This is a genomic window from Marinobacter sp., assembly GCF_041595835.1.
GTDB lineage: Bacteria > Pseudomonadota > Gammaproteobacteria > Pseudomonadales > Oleiphilaceae > Marinobacter.
This window is the reverse complement of record NZ_JBFHJO010000002.1, coordinates 128,824-146,006: the sequence shown is the minus strand read 5'-3', so window position 1 is coordinate 146,006 and position 17,183 is coordinate 128,824. Positions and strand designations below refer to the sequence as shown.

Genomic DNA, 17,183 nt, shown 5'->3' with positions numbered 1-17,183 from the left:
GCTTATGTAATCATGTTTTCTTCCATACGGCCATCACCACAAGGGTCTTCTTTGAAAACGCTCAGCCTCAGTACTCGTGTCGTTCTGATTACCAGTCTAAGCATCATCATCAGCGTCGGCCTGATCTTGTTTATAGCCTACGATCAACTATTACGCGATTTCGAGCAGGTACTGGCAGAACGACAATCGTTACATACATCAATGGCTGCCAGCCGGGTTAACCAGGAGCTGGCTATTCGCCTTAACACACTCAGCGCCTTTGCCAGCATACTGACGGATGGCGACAACCTGCTGCCCCTCGAACAACTCAATGACACGCTTAAACGGCAGCCTGCTTTAGAAAAGTTGTTTGATGGTGGATTGATCGTTCTGGACGATCAAAGCAGAGCCATTGCTGAAAATACCTTTGTCCCGCACCGACTGGGGACGTCTTATGCAGATCGTGCACACTTCAAGCGGGCGATTGCCTCTCAAAAAGCGACTGTCAGCCGCCCAATTATCGGGCGAGTAACCGGCTTACCACTATTGTCCTTTCTCGCCCCTATAAAAGCTAACGATGGCACTTTTCTGGGCTTTGCCGCAGGCACAATCAATCTGGCTAAAAACGGCATTCTTCCTAAAGGAATGGTGTCCGGCACTGGCACCATATTCAAAGTACTGGATACGGGTCACTTCATTCAGGTAGACGCACTCAAAGACGGCATTCAGGCACCTGAACTACCAAATCCAGGCGATGACCCGTTAATTGATGCAGCACTATCTGGCGTTTATGCCGGCGTGATTACAGACAACAATGGTGAACGATGGGTATATGCAACCCAACACCTGGAACGACTCGGCTGGCTGTTCCTTAGCGCGGCACCCTACGAACAGGCAACCCTGCCTGCCAAGGCCTCATTCCAGAAGTTTCTGTGGGCCAGTGTCGCTGCCATGCTTCCATTACTATTGATCACTTACTTACTGACCAGGGTAGTTACACGCAACCTCAGCAGCATGTCAGACAAAATCAATCGAATGGCATCCAACAACACGTTTAACCAGAGATTACGCGAACAAGGCTCTTCAGAAACACGGAACCTGGCCAAAGCATTCAATACGTTAATGGAAGAACGCGAAGCACTGGACAGCCTGAAAAGCCAGTTTGTCTCGAACGTCAGTCATGAACTTCGCACCCCTCTTACCTCCATCAACGGATCCTTGAAGTTGCTAAGCTCCGGCACCCTTGGTTCACTTTCGGAAAAAGCCGCCTCTATGGTTGATGTAGCGCTCAGAAACGGCGAACATCTGCAAGTGCTCATCACCGACCTTCTGGACTTTGACAAGGCCATATCCGGCAAACTGAGCATCCAGACCTGCACGTTCCATGTGGAGGACGCCATGCGCTCAGCCTGTGAGGACAATCAGTCTATGGCCTCACAATATGGCGTGCAGTTAACAACAGAACACGCTGGTGACCTGAAAGTATGTGCAGACCCCGACAGGTTCCGACAAATCCTCAGCAACTTCCTCAGCAACGCTATCAAATATTCACCCAATGGCGGGCTAATACGCGTCAAGGCCGAAGCCATAACTCCGGAATTCATTCGTATCACCGTTGCTGATCAGGGCGATGGCGTCCCCGAGCCTTTTGTCGAGCAACTGTTCCAGCGCTTTGCGCAAGCAGAACGGGGGTCTTCCCGGGCCAAAGCAGGTACGGGGTTAGGTTTAGCCATCTGCCGGGAGCTGGCGCTACTCATGGGGGGTGATGTGGGTTACTTATATCAAAATGGTGCCCAATTCTGGGTTGAATTGCCCACGGCAGAGCATAGAAACGGGACAGACCATGAAAATACCTGAGCATCCAGCTAACGAAGCGCAGAGGCTTTCCGCGCTCGAAGCGTCCCAGCTTCTGGATACCCCACCGGAAGACCGATTCGACCGAATCACCCGGCTGGCAGCCCGCCTGTTTGACGTTCCTATTTGCCTGATTTCCCTTGTCGACAAAGATCGGCAGTGGTTCAAGTCTCGCTATGGTCTGGGTGTCAGGGAAACGGCAAGGGATATTTCGTTCTGCGGGCATGCCATTCTGGGAGCCGAGCCTTTTGTGGTGGAAAATGCCTTAGATAATGAAGATTTTGCAGACAATCCACTGGTAACCGGAGAGCCCAATATCCGCTTTTATGCCGGAGCGCCACTGGCCGACAGACACGGCAACCGCCTGGGCACCTTATGCCTGATGGATAAAACCTCCCGGGACTTTTCCAGCGACGACCTGCAGTCTCTTCGCGACCTCGCCGATATCGTAGAGCGGGAGTTCGCCTATCAGAAAGTGGGGACTTACTACGCCGAGCGCTCTCAAGCTCTCAACATCCTCAACGATATTTCCCTCGACTCTGGCGGCAGTGTACAAGATCGGGTTGAACGTGCTCTGGCCGTTGCCAATACATACCTGGGGATGGATACAGCAGTTGTCAGCAGTATCACCGGCGACGCCTATACCATTCTCTGGCATCACGAGCGTCACCCGGCCTCTTCCCTAAAAAATGGTTTAACCCTGCCGTTAGAACAAACCTATTGCTCCATTCTGATCCCCAGGGGTGAGGCACTGGCCATCGACCATATGGCCCACTCCAGATACAGTGAGCTACCCTGTTACCTCCGCTTCAGGTTCGAAAGCTATCTCGCGGCACCTATCTGGGTTGATGGTGAAATCATAGGTAGCCTGAGTTTTTCCTCAGCCACACCACGTCGACCCGGTTTTACCGAAACCGAAAAAACGTTTGTTAGCCTACTGGCTCGCTGGGTGGCTGATATAATCCTCCACCGAGATCAGGCGGATACACTCGACAAGCTGGTTGCCAACGCCCCGGGCATGCTCTACCAGTACCGGCTCTGGCCCGATGGCCACGCCACCTTCCCTTACAGCAGCATCGGTGTTCAGTCTATCTACAACGTGACCGCTGAGCAGGTTCGTCAAGACGCCAACTCGGCGATTCAACGTATTCATCCAGACGATCTGGCTGCAGTGGTCAAGTCTATCCAACACTCTGCCGACACCCTGACCCCCTGGGTGAGTAAGTACCGGGTTCTCTGGCAAGATAAGAGCTGGCGCTGGGTGGAGGGCAAGGCAAACCCTGAAAAGTTACCCGATAACAGTATTTTGTGGCATGGATACATCGTTGATATTGATGAGCGCCACAAAAATGAAGAGATAAAAAACCAGTTCATCTCAACCGTCAGCCATGAACTACGTACACCTCTGACCTCTATTGCGGGGTCTCTTGGACTGATTCTCGGCGGCGCCACAGGGGAGCTGCCGGAAAAAACCCGAAGCCTGCTCGCCATCGCTCATCGCAACACCAGCCATCTACGCTCTCTGATTGACGACCTGCTGGATATTGAAAAACTGATCAGCGGGAAAGTTGCGATCAAACTGGTACGGCAGCCGGTCGCGGATATTGTCACCACAGCCATCGAAGACATTCGGGCTTACGCCGACCAGAAACAGGTTCAGCTCCGACAGATAGAATCAAGCAGTGAATTGCTCGCCAATGTTGACCCACAACGTCTCCAGCAGGCACTGACCAACCTGCTTTCCAACGCCGTGAAGTTTTCGCCACCACACAAAGACGTCACGATTAATATCCGTAAAGCAGGCGGCCAGGTATTGATTGAAGTTTCAGATCAGGGACCAGGCGTTCCTGAAAGTTTCCGTGTGCATATTTTCAAAAAATTTGCACAGGCTGACAGCTCCTCAGCCCGGCAAAAAGAGGGAACCGGGCTCGGCCTGGCAATTACTCAGCAAATAATGCACACCATGGACGGCCATGTGGGCTATGACTCAGAAGAAGGCAAAGGCGCCACCTTCTGGCTCTCACTGCCAATTGCCACAGCGAAATAACCGAAGCCGGCTAACAGAGCCGACTTCGGTTTGCCATCAGGCGTTACTCAACATCTCCCGCACCACATAGTGCAAGATGCCGCCGTGTTTGAAGTACTCCGCCTCGTTCGCGGTATCGATACGGGATTTCAGATTGCAGGTTCTGCTAGTGCCATCCTTGTACTTCACGGTCATGGTCAGGACCTGCCCCGGTTTAATGTCGCCGGACAGTCCTTCGATGCTAATGGTTTCCTCACCGGTCAGCCGCAGGGTTTTACGGCTTTCACCTTCAGGGAACTGCAACGGCATCACGCCCATTCCGATCAGGTTAGATCTGTGGATACGCTCGTAAGATTCTGCCACCACAGCTTGTACGCCCAGCAAGCGGGTGCCTTTGGCAGCCCAGTCCCGGCTAGACCCGGTGCCGTATTCCTTGCCCGCAATCACCACCAGTGGCGTTCCCTGCTTCTGATACGCCATTGCAGCATCGTAAATGGCCAGCTGCTCGCCGGTGGGTAAAAACCGGGTGTAGCCACCTTCTACGCCGTCGAGCATCTCATTCCTGATACGAACGTTGGCAAAAGTGCCCCGCATCATCACTTCGTGGTTCCCCCGGCGGGAACCGTATGAGTTGAAGTCTGCAGGTTCCACGCCGTGAGCCTGCAGATATTTACCCGCGGGAGTATCAAGCGCGAAAGAGCCCGCCGGAGAAATATGATCGGTGGTGACCGAATCGCCTAGCATAGCCAGGATACAGGCATCGTTGATGTCTCTGATCGGTTCAGGTTTTACGCCCATGCCTTCAAAAAAAGGCGGGTGCTGAATGTAGGTGGACTTGTCGTTCCAGTCGTACACCTTGCTGTCTGGTACCTGGATCGCTTTCCAGGCGTCATCACCCTCGAAGACTTGACCATACTGTTTACGGAACATGTCCGTTTTTACTTTTTCCACCGCTTCAGCGACTTCCGCCTGAGAAGGCCAAAGGTCGCTCAGGTAAACAGCCCGGCCTTCCTGGTCAGTGCCCAGCGGTTCTTTTGTGAGATCCAGCCGAACATTCCCCGCCAGCGCATAGGCTACGACCAACGGCGGCGATGCCAGCCAGTTAGTTTTTACCAGTGGGTGCACCCGGCCTTCAAAATTCCGGTTTCCCGACAGCACCGAAGCCACGGTCAGGTCACCTTCAAGAATAGCCGTCTCAACGGCCTCAGGCAGCGGGCCAGAATTGCCAATGCAGGTAGTGCACCCATAGCCAACCAGGTTGAAACCAAGCTTGTTTAAGTCATCCTGCAAGCCGGCGACAGCCAGGTAATCTGTCACCACTTTAGAGCCAGGAGCCAGCGACGTTTTCACCCACGGTTTGGTTTTCAGCCCTTTCGCCACCGCTTTTTGGGCGACCAGGCCGGCAGCCATCATGACACTGGGATTAGAGGTATTCGTGCACGACGTAATCGCAGCAATCACCACGGCACCCGGGTCCAACCTAAACTGCTCCCCGTTCAATTCCAGTGGTTGACTGGCAGGATGTTCGAAGTAGGCTTCATCCACCCCGACAGCGGTCCCTCCACCTTCAGACTCCATTTTTGCTTGCCGGGCTACCGCCGGACCTTCCGAGGTTTCCATCACCAGTTCAAATGCGGCTTTCATGTTTTTCAGCGCCACACGATCTTGCGGGCGTTTAGGCCCTGCCAGACTAGCCTCCACCGTCCCCATATCCAATTCTAAACTTTCGGTGTAAACAGGCTCGTGCCCGGGCTCTCGCCACAGCCCCTGAGCTTTGGCGTAGGCTTCCACCAACGCCAGCTGATCATCCTCACGCCCCGTCAGGCGCATGTAACTGAGCGTCTGCTCGTCCACTGGGAAGAAGCCGCAGGTTGCGCCATATTCCGGCGCCATATTGGCAATTGTGGCGCGATCAGCCACCGGCATGTCTTTCAGGCCATCGCCGTAGAACTCTACAAATTTGCCCACGACACCTTTTTTACGCAGCATCTCAACCACGGTCAGTACCAGATCAGTGGCTGTGATGCCTTCGCGCAACTTTCCTGTCATTTTAAAGCCGACCACTTCTGGAATCAGCATCGACACGGGCTGGCCCAGCATAGCGGCCTCAGCTTCAATTCCGCCAACGCCCCACCCCAGAATCCCAAGACCATTAATCATCGTGGTATGGGAATCGGTTCCGACCAGTGTGTCCGGGTATGCGAGAGTCTTGCCATCCACCTCTTTTTGCCAAACGGTTTTACCCAAATATTCCAGGTTGACTTGGTGGCAGATACCCGTGCCTGGAGGCACTACGCGGAAATTATCAAAGGCCTGCTGGCCCCAGCGCAGGAATTCGTAGCGCTCCTGATTCCGTGCCATTTCAATAACTACGTTTTCTTTAAAGGCTGACGCACTGCCGTAATTGTCTACCATTACAGAGTGATCAATCACCAGGTCGACAGGGGACAGTGGGTTAATCAGAGCCGGGTCTTTCCCCGCTCGCTTCACGGCCTCACGCATGGCGGCCAGATCCACAACACCGGGTACTCCAGTAAAGTCCTGCATCAGAACCCGGGCCGGGCGAAACTGGATTTCAGTGTCAGATTTGCGATTTTTCAACCACTGCGCCATAGCATCTATATGGGATTGATCTACGGTTACGCCATCCTCATTGCGTAGCAAATTCTCCATCAGCACTTTCAAAGAGAACGGTAGGCGACTCATATCACCCAAGGTATCTTCAGCCTTTCTCAGGCTGTAATAGTGAAAGGTTTTACCACCTACGGCCAGAGTGGAAAGCGTGTTCAGACTGTTTTTACCAGGCAATACGTTCGACATGGAGTGCCTCCTCTATTGCATCGCGCTTCAGGGTCTATAGTTAACTATCGCACCGAAAACTCAGACTTCAACCGCAGGCTGGTAAATACAGACAATTTGCAATGAACAGACACCACGATGGAAACACCTTCATGGACACCAGCAACCCGACAATACTCCTGACTCAGTGCTAAGGCAGTTGATACCGGTTTATCAGAGCATCAACCTGGCCCAGAGCCTGGCCAAGATTTCCTGACATAGCCAGTACCTTGTCGGCTTCTTCAGCCACCTGGCCATTCCGGGTCGCTACAGAATGAATGTTTTCATTGATCTGCAGAGAGGTTGCAGCCTGCTGCTCACAGGCTGCCGCGATCTGATCATTCATGCTGCTGACAGCGCCAATAGCCTGCTCAATGCGGCCAATCGCCTCTGCTGCAGTTTGAATAGCTCGGGTAGACTCACCTGAACGGGTCCGCCCCATGTCCATGGCTGCCAGGGTTGCTTCGGATAGATTTTTCAACTCGTCCACTGTGCTACGAATTTCATCAGTAAGCGCTTGGGTGCGGCGCGATAACGAACGAACTTCATCAGCGACGACAGCAAAACCACGACCATGCTCCCCCGCTCGGGCGGCCTCAATCGCCGCATTCAATGCCAGCAAGTTAGTCTGGTCTGAAATATCGTGAATCGACCCGGTTACCTGAGCAATCAGATCCACTTTTTCCGTCAACTGCTGAACCATCTGGCTGCTATCGTCCAACGCCTCGTTGGTGGCGTCGGTCATTCTGCTCGCGCTGGCCATAGCGTCGCTACCTGCACTCGAAGCTTTAGACGCGTCGCTGGCCGCTTCAGAGGCGAGCTGAGCATTCTGGGCCACTTCCTGCACACTGGCAGCCATTTGGTTACTGGCAGCAGCGACCTGGTCCGACTGTTGCTGTTGATCTTCAACATGCTTCCGGGTGGTTTTACTGCCGTCGGCCAATTGATTTGCACTCTGCCCCAAAACGCCTGAGAAATCGCGGAGTTCCTTAATCAGCGCACAGGTTTGTTCCATCATCTGATTAAACGACTGGGCGGCTGCACTCTGAGCCTGATCAGGTATCCGACCCCGCAAATCCCTTTTGGTATCAAACGCCCGAACCACATCAATCATCTGAAGCGTTTGCTTTTGTTCAGCCCCCATTCTGACGGCAAAGAACACCAGAATGCTTGCTTCAAACACCACGAACACAGCGTGCAGAAAGGCGATCCCCCAGCTGCAACCGTAATTAAAAATCATCAGAGGCATACCGCCAACCTGAGAATCCGAAAGCTGCAACGCCGTCAGCAACAGGTGATGGCCGGTAATCACGCCGGCAGCGACTAATACCGGCAACCAGTCCCGGTAGATGATGACCAGCGCCAAGGCCGAAAAAATGTGGAAATGCATTTCGATCCGGCCCATCTGAGCCTGGATCATCACGGCAGAAAACAGCATCAAACACGCTGAAAACAGAGCAGAACAAGCCCGGGTACCACGTAGCATGACGTAGCCGACAAGTGCCAACCCGCCTACCAGCAAAGAAGCAACAATTGCGAATGCATGCGTACCATGCCCCCATGGGACCAGCAAACCTACCACGGGCACATGAGCCAGCAAGATGACCAGCATCTGTTTGTCAGTCATCAGCCGTTGCTGACGGATTAAATCATTGTCCTGCGTTGATATGCTCATTTTAAGTTTCTTCCTTTCAAGCCGGCCAGGAGCCGTTCGATGTCCGCTTCGACCCTATCAAGATCCAGTTCAGGTGTTACATAAAGCAAATGACGGCGATTATCTGGTGTCACTGCGTAAATACGGGCACCGTGGTTGAAGTCATAACCTTCAGCGGCGGTGACTTTTCCCGCGTATTCCGAAAAACCCATCGCCAATGCCTGCGCCTCAGCCTGAGTTTCAGGGCGCACAGCGTAAAAATTCTCTCCCATAGCCGACATAATCTGATCCAGCTCTTGCTGACTGTCACGCTCCGGGTCAAGGGTAACAAATACAAAATTCACCGGCTGCTGCATCAGGCGTTTGTGCAATTCTTTTAAGTTCATCAACTGCAGCGGGCAAACCGTGCCACAGTGCTGATAGCCAAAAAAAACCAGGCGTAACCGTTCGGCCTCCGCGTCATACCCCGGCAGTACGGGTACCTCGAGGTCTGTTTTGAAACCGTAATACTGGCTGTCTTTGGTGATATGACCCAGTAAAGGCAGTGATACCAGCAAGCCCAGTGCAAAAACGAACAACAAAATATTTCTATAGGACTTTTGCATTTGCTGCTATCTCACCGGATGCTCAATAAGGGTTGTCGACCATTGAGACCAGAACTTGAGCCGACACTACTTACCAACCGGTCAGCAACTGTATCCGGCAACATTAGCTTCTGATATGCAAACAGATGTAATGCGGCTTTTCGGTACTTCTGTCATTATTGCGTCTGATTTCTGACGGATCAGGACTTCTGCTTTGAAACACGATTGTCATTACCATCCGGGTGACCCTGCAAAATGGCACTGCAGTGAGTGTCAGATGTACTACTGCCACAGGTGCATGCCCGACGCAGATACTCGCCTGCATAAAGCGCTCTGTCCCAAATGCAGTAAAGCCATGCGATACCTGGGCGCCGCAACAGAGGTTGTACCTTTCTGGCACAGGATCGGGGAATTTTTCCGATACCCTTTCTACACAGATCCCCTGATCGTTATTGCCATCTGCACTCTGGTGCCGCTTATTGCTCCGGCCAATATCATAGGGCTGATCATCTGGCTGACGCTGGCGCTGGCACTGTTCAAATATACCTACGCCGTGATCAATCGCACCGCCGAGGGGCACCTGAAACCGCCCCCTGTATCGGAGGCGTTTACCGGCAGCGGTTTTAATATCGTAATCCTACAGCTACTGGTTTTTATTTTAATGGGAGCGTTGGTCGGTGCTGCTGCTATGCTGGGCGGGCCTGTTCTTATGCTGCTGGCGTTAGCATTTGTAGTGCTGGCGCTGCCTGCCAGCATCATGGTACTGGCCATGGAGCGTTCAGTCGGAGCGGCGATAAACCCCATGAACCTTGCGGTGCTTATTTCCCGAATCGGCACTCCATATTTTCTGCTTTACGGCTATTTGATTTTACTGACGCTGGCATCGGGTGCCGCACAAGACTTCGCCGTCACCCATTTCCCGTTATGGGTGGCACAACCGCTTGCGGGTTTTCTTAACAGTACCTTTACCCTGATTCTGTTCCACATGTTGGGCTATCTTCTGTTCCAATATCAGGAAGAGCTGGGCTTTGCCTCCGACATTCAGGATGAGGAAACCACGGCAAGCTATCAGCAGCGGGATCGCTCCAGCCGCTTTGATGCAGATCTGGATATGAACCTGAAAGACGGCAATTACGACCGCGTTCAGCGCATGCTCAAAGACGCACTCAAAAAGGACAGAGACGACCCTCGCAGGTTAGGCCAGCTCTACCAGCTACTGACAGCCAGAAACGATGTACAGGAGCTGTACCGGTACCACCCTCGACTGATGAGCTGGTTAGCCGAACGTAACGACGGCGACAGCTTGAACGGGCTGATCAACACACTGCAAACACTGGAGCCCAACTTTCAGCTGGACGACCCCGAGCTTTCCTTCAGATGCGCTACAGCGCTGTACCACGGAGGGCATTTCAAAGCGGCACTTCGGTTACTGCAGGACTTCCACAAACGGTTTCCTGACAGCGAACAACTGGCACCCGCTTACCTGTTGGCAGCTCAAGCGCTGGCGAATGGCCTCCAGCAGTGGGAAAAGGCCAGTGCGTTTTTGTCTTTTATTCAAAAACGTTGCCTGACTCATCCGGTTCACAACCAAATTGGTGTGTGGTTGGAGCAAGCACACAACCGGGAGCCGTTGAAAGGCCCCAAAGCCAGCTTCGGGGCGCCTGAGTAGAAACACCTGACCGCCTCTCCGTAGTCGTGGCCAGCGCTTAGTTCAGGCCCTGGAGTAGTTGCCTGTAATGCCGGGCTTTGGGTTCCATCTGGAGCTTTTCAAACTCAGCAATTAGCAGCCGGCAAGCTTCGTGAACCATTTCGGGCTCAGCTCTCAGCCGCATGCGTTCAAACGCTTTTTCGGCGGATTTTAAGTCATGCTGTTTCAAGCTGAAAAACAATACCCGGTTATGATCTTCCCCTGCCAGCGGATGATGAGCCTCGCCTTTACTCAGATACTCCTGCCACACAGAAAGCAGTTGTTCCGGCTGCCGACGGGCCAAGGCGTCTGACATCAGCTCAGTCGCCAGGTCCCGGTATGCAGGCATGTCTGGCCGAAGCTTAGCAAGCTGATACAAGTGTTCCAGTAAAACCGAACGTTCCGGATAGTGTTCCCTCAACGCTTCAAACTGGCGACGAGCCAGGTCAAACTCCATACGCCCCAGGCTGGCCATGGCCTGAGCGTAGCCAGAGGTGAAACGGGCATCCTGCTCTTCCGGTTCCGGCTCATAAAACTCTTCTTTGACTTGCAGCCAGCTTTTACCAAGCAGCCCGACCAGGCCTGCGCCAGCCAGAAGGCCACCAGCGTGAGCCATGTATGCAATACCTGTGGCCCCTGCAAACCAGTAATCATAAATTTCCTTACCTAACCACACCGGCAGCATGGCAATAGCCGGCGCTCGGAAGTAGTTGAAATAAACTCCCAGAAAATAAAAAAAACGGATTTTTTGCAGGCCATAAATGGCTACGTACATCCCCATCAAACCGGATATGGAGCCCGATGCGCCCACTAGTGGAATCAAACTCCCGGAGGAAAAGACCGTAAACACCAAACCAGAAAGTGCGCCGCACACCAGATAAGCCACCAGATAGCGGCCAGGCCCCAGTGCCCGTTCCACGGTAAACCCCAGCAGGAACAGAAATACCAGGTTACCAATGATATGGCCCCACCCACCGTGCAGAAACTGATAGGTAATAAGGGTATAAAGCGAGAGGTCCGCTGGTACCAAACCCAGCTGAAACGCGCTCATCTGGCTGATCCACTGTTGTTCTATGGCACTACGCTGCTCCATCCATTGGCTGCGCTCTGCCGGGGTCCAGATAATGTCGCTATTGTCTTTCAGGTACTGATAATACTCACGGTCCAGCAACAGGGTGACAGCCTGCCAGGGCTCGTTCCCCTGCGCCCTGAGCTGTTGAAAGTCCTGCAACTCCAGAACTCGCTGCTGATCATCCTCGAAACGGATTTCCCGTTGCAGATAGTCTTCATAGGCCGGCGCCTCCTGCGCCAGCAATCCACTGCCGAGATATTGTCCAATGGCTGATTCCAGCTTCTGTTCATCGCCTCCCTGATAGAACAGAAATACCATCAGGCAAGTCATGATAAGCCCCAGCGTCACCCAAGGAGGGCGCTTCCAGTTAACGGCATTTTCAGCAGGAATAATCAGCATAGGCGGTCACTATTCATCACAATCTGTCCCTGAAAAGCTGTTTTTTACCACAGCGCGGCCTTCTTTTCTCGATGTAATTGTCATCAGGCGGTCATACAAGTGCCATTCAATGGCTCTCCGTGCACACGGATTCCTGTATCGACTATTCGCCAATTGCTGTTGTTGCTCTATCACTAAATAGTACGAGAGTGATAACAAAAAGAACCTGACTTTGGATGCAAGGATACTGCAGATGACGACACTTGTTTTGGACAACCCTGAAATGCTGGCCAGAGCCGCACTGGCGTCCGGTTTTTTGGCGGGCCAGCATCATCAGGAGGCAGGTCGCCCTCACCGTACTCGCTTTCACTACGGTTTCAACAAACATACTCTGGATACAACCGATACTGAGATCCTCAAACAGCATGCGCTGTATCTCAAGAACCACCCTGGCATACGAGTAAAAATTCACGGCCATTCCGATAACTTTGGCTCTGGCGACTACAACCGGTTTGTTGCCCGTCAACGTGCCAACGCTGTAGCTCGGTTACTGACACAAGAGGGTGTTTCTCCATCGGCCCTGCTTCTGACCACATGGGGCTCAGATCGCCCTCTGGCACGGCCTGAAGATCATGCTGCCAATCGCCGGGTAGAGCTGGAGTATCTTTCTATGGAAATTGCACAGGCGCTTTAACCATTCCCCATTACAAAAACGGGGCCACAAGGGCCCCGCTCATTCAGATCTGGCGTTAACCGTAAACCTTACCTACATTCCACAACAGCAACAGTGCGGCCACAAGGATGGCCAGCCAGGTTAGTAGTATTCCAATCATCCGGGCTTTGTGCTCGCCCCCCTTGCCGTTGATCATGCCAAAAGCATGCAGAATGCGCCCGGCAACCAGAGCCATGCCAGTCCAATAAATCAGCGTATTGGAAACCCCATTCAGCTCAGCAATGGCAAGCATGATCAAGCCAATTGGAGCATATTCCACAAGGTTCGCGTGAGCACGCACCGCTGCTCCAAACTCCGGGTCCTCATTGACGCCCATGCCCATCCGGTATTTCAGCCGGTATTTCACTACCAGGCCGGACAACACCAGCAACAACAAGCCAATAACGGCAGCAAATACAGCGGTAATAGGTATGATCATCTCAGCCCTGCCTAATTTTATTAACGACGGCCAGTAACAACACAGCACCTGCGGTAGCAGTCACCAGTTCACCAACCATGCTTTTCACGGCCAGACCCAGAAGGCCAAACACAACGCCACCAATCACTGAGCCGACAATACCAATGCCTATATTAGCCAGCACTCCAAAGCCCTTGCCCTTCATGATCAGCCCCGCCAGCCAACCGGCAAGACCACCAATAATCAGAAACCAGATCAGACTCATCTATCCGTTCTCCTGTCACTGTCCCAATAACACTGATCGAAAGACTGCCCTGTTTCCCTGGGCCATTCAAGCAGTTCCTGGAGTTTCCGCAAGGCCGGCAATGGCTTCGGCCATCTGCTGATGACAACGGGCCATTAGCTCTGGGATATCTGCATTGGTTAAACCCTGAGTTTCAATAGGCGGAAGAATACGAACCGGTACAGGTTTCCTGCGCCCCAACCACCCCTGAGTTTTGCCGTGATAATCCGCTACGCACACCATGGTAATCGGCGCGCCTGCCGCAATGGCCATGTGAAATGCGCCTTTTTTGAAACGGCCCAGACCGCGGCCCCGGCTACGGGTACCTTCAGCGAAAACCCAAATGCTTTTGCGGTCTTTGTTAATGGCGTCACTGGTGGCTTTCATTGCTGCCACTGCTTTATGAGACTGACTACGATTCAGGATGATGTTATCACCCAGCCAGAATACCTGACCAAAGAAGGGAATCCAGAGCAAAGCAGACTTACCAACGGCAACCGTGCGCGGAGGTAACAGGTCACCAACAATCAACAGATCGTCATTTTCCTGATGGTTGGCCACAATCACCGTTGGCCGGTCTTTAGGCATGTTTTCTGCGCCATACAACGGGCGTTCCATGCCCAGCACCCGCCGGCAGAACCGGGCAATGACCCAAGCCAGCAAACGGTTGTTGTCTGGATTAAAAGGGCGTGCCAGATACAGCACAAAAGACAACAGACAGAAAACAGCAACACACAACCAAGCGATTATTTTTCTTACAACACCCATACTGCGCTTCCGGACCTCAGAGTTTTAGCGTACAAGTGTACGCCAAATTACAAGGTCGCAACAGTATTACCAAAGTCCTCATCAGGTAACGGCCGCGCTTCCACGACATACCGTAATGGCCCTCCCGCATCCATGGAATCAAAGGGATAGCAGGTCACCAAAAGCACAGAGTCTGCGGCCAGGCGATGGGTATCTATCGACTCGTACCGGCTATCGACAATTCTGGTATCCATGACCTGATACCTCTGCCATTGCTGGTTCTGATTTTGCAGCCGGAGATGGTATCCCTTCTGCAAGTTCTGCAAATGCCTGAAGTGCGTATCGCGATGGCCCGCCAGAATCAAAGCCCCCCCCTCGCCACCAAAAACCCGGCCCGGTCCAAAGGCCAGGCTTTCACCATGGCCGCCCTCCAGCACAATCATGGATACACCGAGCTCTGGCAACTCCAGTTTCGCAACAGGCCAGGTATCAGCCCAAGGCCAAGGCCTCTCTTCGCTTTGCCCGGACTGACTTTCAGCCCAGGCTCTTTCCAGTAATTCCTGAGCCACCAGTGCCTTGAACGGAATCCACAACCCAAACATCAACAGCAGCACTGAAGAGCTTGTCAGAAGTATCAGAAATCGAGTCATAGTGCCGGCCTCCGGCTCAGCATCGCAATTGCCAGCGCAAACATCAGACCCAACAAGCCCAAAGCACTGAGCAAAGGCCAGAAGGTAGCTGTTTGCGGATAACGCAGCATTCCGGAACGACTGCCCGCCGGCAACAGGGTGGGCAATTGCTCACGTTCAAGGTTCTCTGAGGCTGGCCGGGCGGATTTTTCTTCGATCGCAACAAAACTTGTGAACGGCGACATCACGCCATGCTCCATCGACAATCTGGTAATGCGCTGTTCATCTGGCAAGTCACCACTCAGGCTGGCAGCATCTATCAGTTCATCAATTCGGCCTCGGGCCCACTGACGATTCAAGCCGTTAGCTTCCGCGGCATTGCTCAGGTTCAACCGGGAGATCCAGCGACGCCCCCCGGGCAGTTTCCCGGACACTTGCAGCTCACCCGCCGCCGGAACCCCATGAACGACCTGCACCAGCGGGCTACCCCGGAAAAGATCACCGGATTTTGCAGGCACGGGTTCCACGTCGTGGCCTTGTGACGGCCACCGAACATCAAGATCCGTTAATACCGGTGCCTCCATCGCCGAAAACAAGCCTTCCAGAGCGCGGTTCACCTCACTACTGTCATGAATAGCGGTGTATGCGCCTCGCCCCCAACGAGCAGCTTCACGCATAAAGTGCATGTTCGGCGCAGCACCAATACCCACGGTGAACAGTCGACGGTCGTTCAAGCCACGACGGATCTGGTCAAACAGTGCAGATTCGTTGCCGACAGCCCCATCGGTGATAAACACCATTTGCTGTACCAGATCGTCAGCGGGTGCCTGCGCCATCGTCATGGCCAGTGACAAAGCTCCTGCCATTTCAGTGCCACCGTTAGCTTGCAACCCCTTAACATACTGGCGGGCACGGGCCAGATAATACCCTTCGGAGGGAACCGGCCTCGCAAACAGACTGTGCGCTTCGCTATTGAATTGAATGATGTTGAAGTAATCACCCTGTCGCAGAGTATCCAGCCCACGCAACAGTGCCGAACGGGCCTGAATCATGGACTCTCCCGCCATAGAGCCTGAGGTATCAATCATAAACAGCAATTCACGGCGCAAAACCGGACCGGTCGTTTCCGGAGGTAAGACCATTGCCATCAGAAAGTCTTCTCCCTGCCATTGCTGATGAAACACTGCAGCCGTTGGCGTCCGTCCGGTGACCGGACGCCAACGGACGATCACATCCCGATCCATCAATACCTCATCACCTTCCGGTGTCACCAACACGTGGCTATCGTCAATTTCTGTCTGGAAGCTATGACTTGGGCTGGTGACTTCAGCCAGCGGAAAACCGCTTTCAATATCCAGCTCAATGGTGGCCCGATGACTTTGTTGGCTCACATCTTCCGGGCGCACGGTGAAGGGAGTGATTTCGTCGGCATCTGGCACCTGTCTGGTGGGCAGAGCCCAGCCGGACTGCCATGCTTCCGGAGTTTCAGAAATGCTTTCACCCGGGATATAGCGGGGCGTTAAAGTCGTGGGAAGGCGTAACTCAAACTCGCCGTTACGATAGCTGACTACTTGTTGGTAACTGATTTCTACACGAACGGTTTCGCCCGGCGGAATATTGGCGACCCGGCTGGTAAACAGGTTCGGGCGCTGCTGTTCAACAGTAGCCGCATGGTGCCCGGCTGACTTGGCTTTCTCATAGGTCTGACGAGCCTTTTCTTTCGGTTCAATACGGCCCGTCACCCGGCGTTCGCCCACGGCCATGGTCAACCCGTATACTGTAGCTTTTTCCGGCAGTGGGAAGACAAATATGCCTTCTTGCCACCGATCGCTGGTGTTTTTGAATTCCCGGCTCAATTTAGTCTGAGCCAACAAACCGGACACTTGTACTTTAAAATCACTGTTCAGGATCAGTGCCGGTTGCTGCCAGGCACTCTGACCATTCATCAGGTAGAGTTGTCCGGCTTGTTCCGTATCAGCCAGGCTGGCTTCAGCATACAACGGGTGCACAAACAGCATCAGCAGCATGGCCAGCCACAGACTGACACCTTCAACAAAACGCAGCCGTTTGCGTGTATCCGCCTTTCGTTTTGACGAGTGGGCCGGGTTAAGCTCAGCTCTTACGGCTGGCTTGGCAAGCAGCGATAGCAACATCATCACGACATCCTTTTTTTGGAAGTTAGTGATGCCATTGCAACAGCCAGACAGGGCTTCACCGTGGCAGAAGCGGGCAAGCCAGCGATAGAAAATGATGAATTATGGCAATAGTGATGCTCTTGCTTGTACCAGCCCTTGAGCATGGTTTAATGACACAACATCCTGC

Annotated in this window: 13 protein-coding genes; 4 read left to right on the top strand and 9 right to left on the bottom strand. The window is 53.2% G+C overall.

Annotation, left to right across the window (positions count from 1 at the left end; all coding sequences use genetic code 11):
- Positions 1–51: 51 nt before the first annotated feature.
- Positions 52–1,836, top strand: a complete 1,785-nt coding sequence (locus ABYA77_RS01940) for an ATP-binding protein (protein ID WP_372964245.1) — start codon at positions 52–54, stop codon at positions 1,834–1,836.
- Positions 1,823–3,880, top strand: coding sequence for a GAF domain-containing protein (locus ABYA77_RS01935; protein WP_372964244.1), 2,058 nt, complete (start codon positions 1,823–1,825; stop codon positions 3,878–3,880). The genes ABYA77_RS01940 and ABYA77_RS01935 overlap by 14 nt, the downstream gene beginning before the upstream one ends.
- Before the next feature lie 36 nt (positions 3,881–3,916).
- Here ABYA77_RS01935 and acnA read toward each other — a convergent pair whose 3' ends face one another.
- The 3 genes from acnA to ABYA77_RS01920 form a co-directional block, all read right to left on the bottom strand.
- Complete coding sequence (acnA, locus tag ABYA77_RS01930; RefSeq protein ID WP_372964243.1) at positions 3,917–6,679, bottom strand: aconitate hydratase AcnA; 2,763 nt, start codon at positions 6,677–6,679, stop codon at positions 3,917–3,919.
- 169 nt (positions 6,680–6,848) lie between these two features.
- The gene (locus ABYA77_RS01925; RefSeq protein WP_372964242.1) at positions 6,849–8,372 is read right to left on the bottom strand and encodes a methyl-accepting chemotaxis protein; all 1,524 of its coding nucleotides are present in this window, start codon (positions 8,370–8,372) and stop codon (positions 6,849–6,851) included.
- Positions 8,369–8,956 carry an SCO family protein gene (locus ABYA77_RS01920; RefSeq protein WP_372964241.1) on the bottom strand — a complete coding sequence of 196 codons (588 nt, stop codon included), beginning with the start codon at positions 8,954–8,956 and terminating at the stop codon, positions 8,369–8,371. The genes ABYA77_RS01925 and ABYA77_RS01920 overlap by 4 nt, the downstream gene beginning before the upstream one ends.
- 334 nt (positions 8,957–9,290) lie before the next feature.
- On the opposite strand from ABYA77_RS01920, the gene ABYA77_RS01915 reads away from it, so the two are divergent.
- Positions 9,291–10,604, top strand: a complete 1,314-nt coding sequence (locus tag ABYA77_RS01915; protein ID WP_372964240.1) for a DUF4013 domain-containing protein — start codon at positions 9,291–9,293, stop codon at positions 10,602–10,604.
- Between the two features lie 37 nt (positions 10,605–10,641).
- Here the strand turns inward: ABYA77_RS01915 and ABYA77_RS01910 are convergent, their stop codons facing one another.
- On the bottom strand, positions 10,642–12,093 hold the full coding sequence (locus ABYA77_RS01910) for a rhomboid family intramembrane serine protease (RefSeq protein WP_372964239.1): 1,452 nt from the start codon (positions 12,091–12,093) through the stop codon (positions 10,642–10,644).
- 232 nt (positions 12,094–12,325) lie between these two features.
- Here ABYA77_RS01910 and ABYA77_RS01905 point away from each other — a divergent pair, with 232 nt between their 5' ends.
- Positions 12,326–12,766 (top strand): OmpA family protein, encoded by a 441-nt coding sequence (locus ABYA77_RS01905; RefSeq protein ID WP_372964238.1) that lies wholly within the window; start codon positions 12,326–12,328, stop codon positions 12,764–12,766.
- A gap of 55 nt (positions 12,767–12,821) precedes the next feature.
- Here the strand turns inward: ABYA77_RS01905 and ABYA77_RS01900 are convergent, their stop codons facing one another.
- The 5 genes from ABYA77_RS01900 to ABYA77_RS01880 form a co-directional block, all read right to left on the bottom strand.
- Positions 12,822–13,223, bottom strand: a complete 402-nt coding sequence (locus ABYA77_RS01900) for an MAPEG family protein (RefSeq protein ID WP_372964237.1) — start codon at positions 13,221–13,223, stop codon at positions 12,822–12,824.
- Position 13,224: 1 nt separating this feature from the next.
- Positions 13,225–13,467 carry a GlsB/YeaQ/YmgE family stress response membrane protein gene (locus ABYA77_RS01895; protein WP_372964236.1) on the bottom strand — a complete coding sequence of 81 codons (243 nt, stop codon included), beginning with the start codon at positions 13,465–13,467 and terminating at the stop codon, positions 13,225–13,227.
- 66 nt (positions 13,468–13,533) lie between these two features.
- Positions 13,534–14,253 carry a lysophospholipid acyltransferase family protein gene (locus tag ABYA77_RS01890; protein WP_372964235.1) on the bottom strand — a complete coding sequence of 240 codons (720 nt, stop codon included), beginning with the start codon at positions 14,251–14,253 and terminating at the stop codon, positions 13,534–13,536.
- Between the two features lie 47 nt (positions 14,254–14,300).
- On the bottom strand, positions 14,301–14,882 hold the full coding sequence (locus tag ABYA77_RS01885; protein ID WP_372964234.1) for a class GN sortase: 582 nt from the start codon (positions 14,880–14,882) through the stop codon (positions 14,301–14,303).
- Positions 14,879–17,017 (bottom strand): marine proteobacterial sortase target protein, encoded by a 2,139-nt coding sequence (locus ABYA77_RS01880; RefSeq protein WP_372964233.1) that lies wholly within the window; start codon positions 17,015–17,017, stop codon positions 14,879–14,881. Before ABYA77_RS01880 ends, ABYA77_RS01885 begins: the two co-directional genes overlap by 4 nt.
- Positions 17,018–17,183 lie beyond the last annotated feature (166 nt).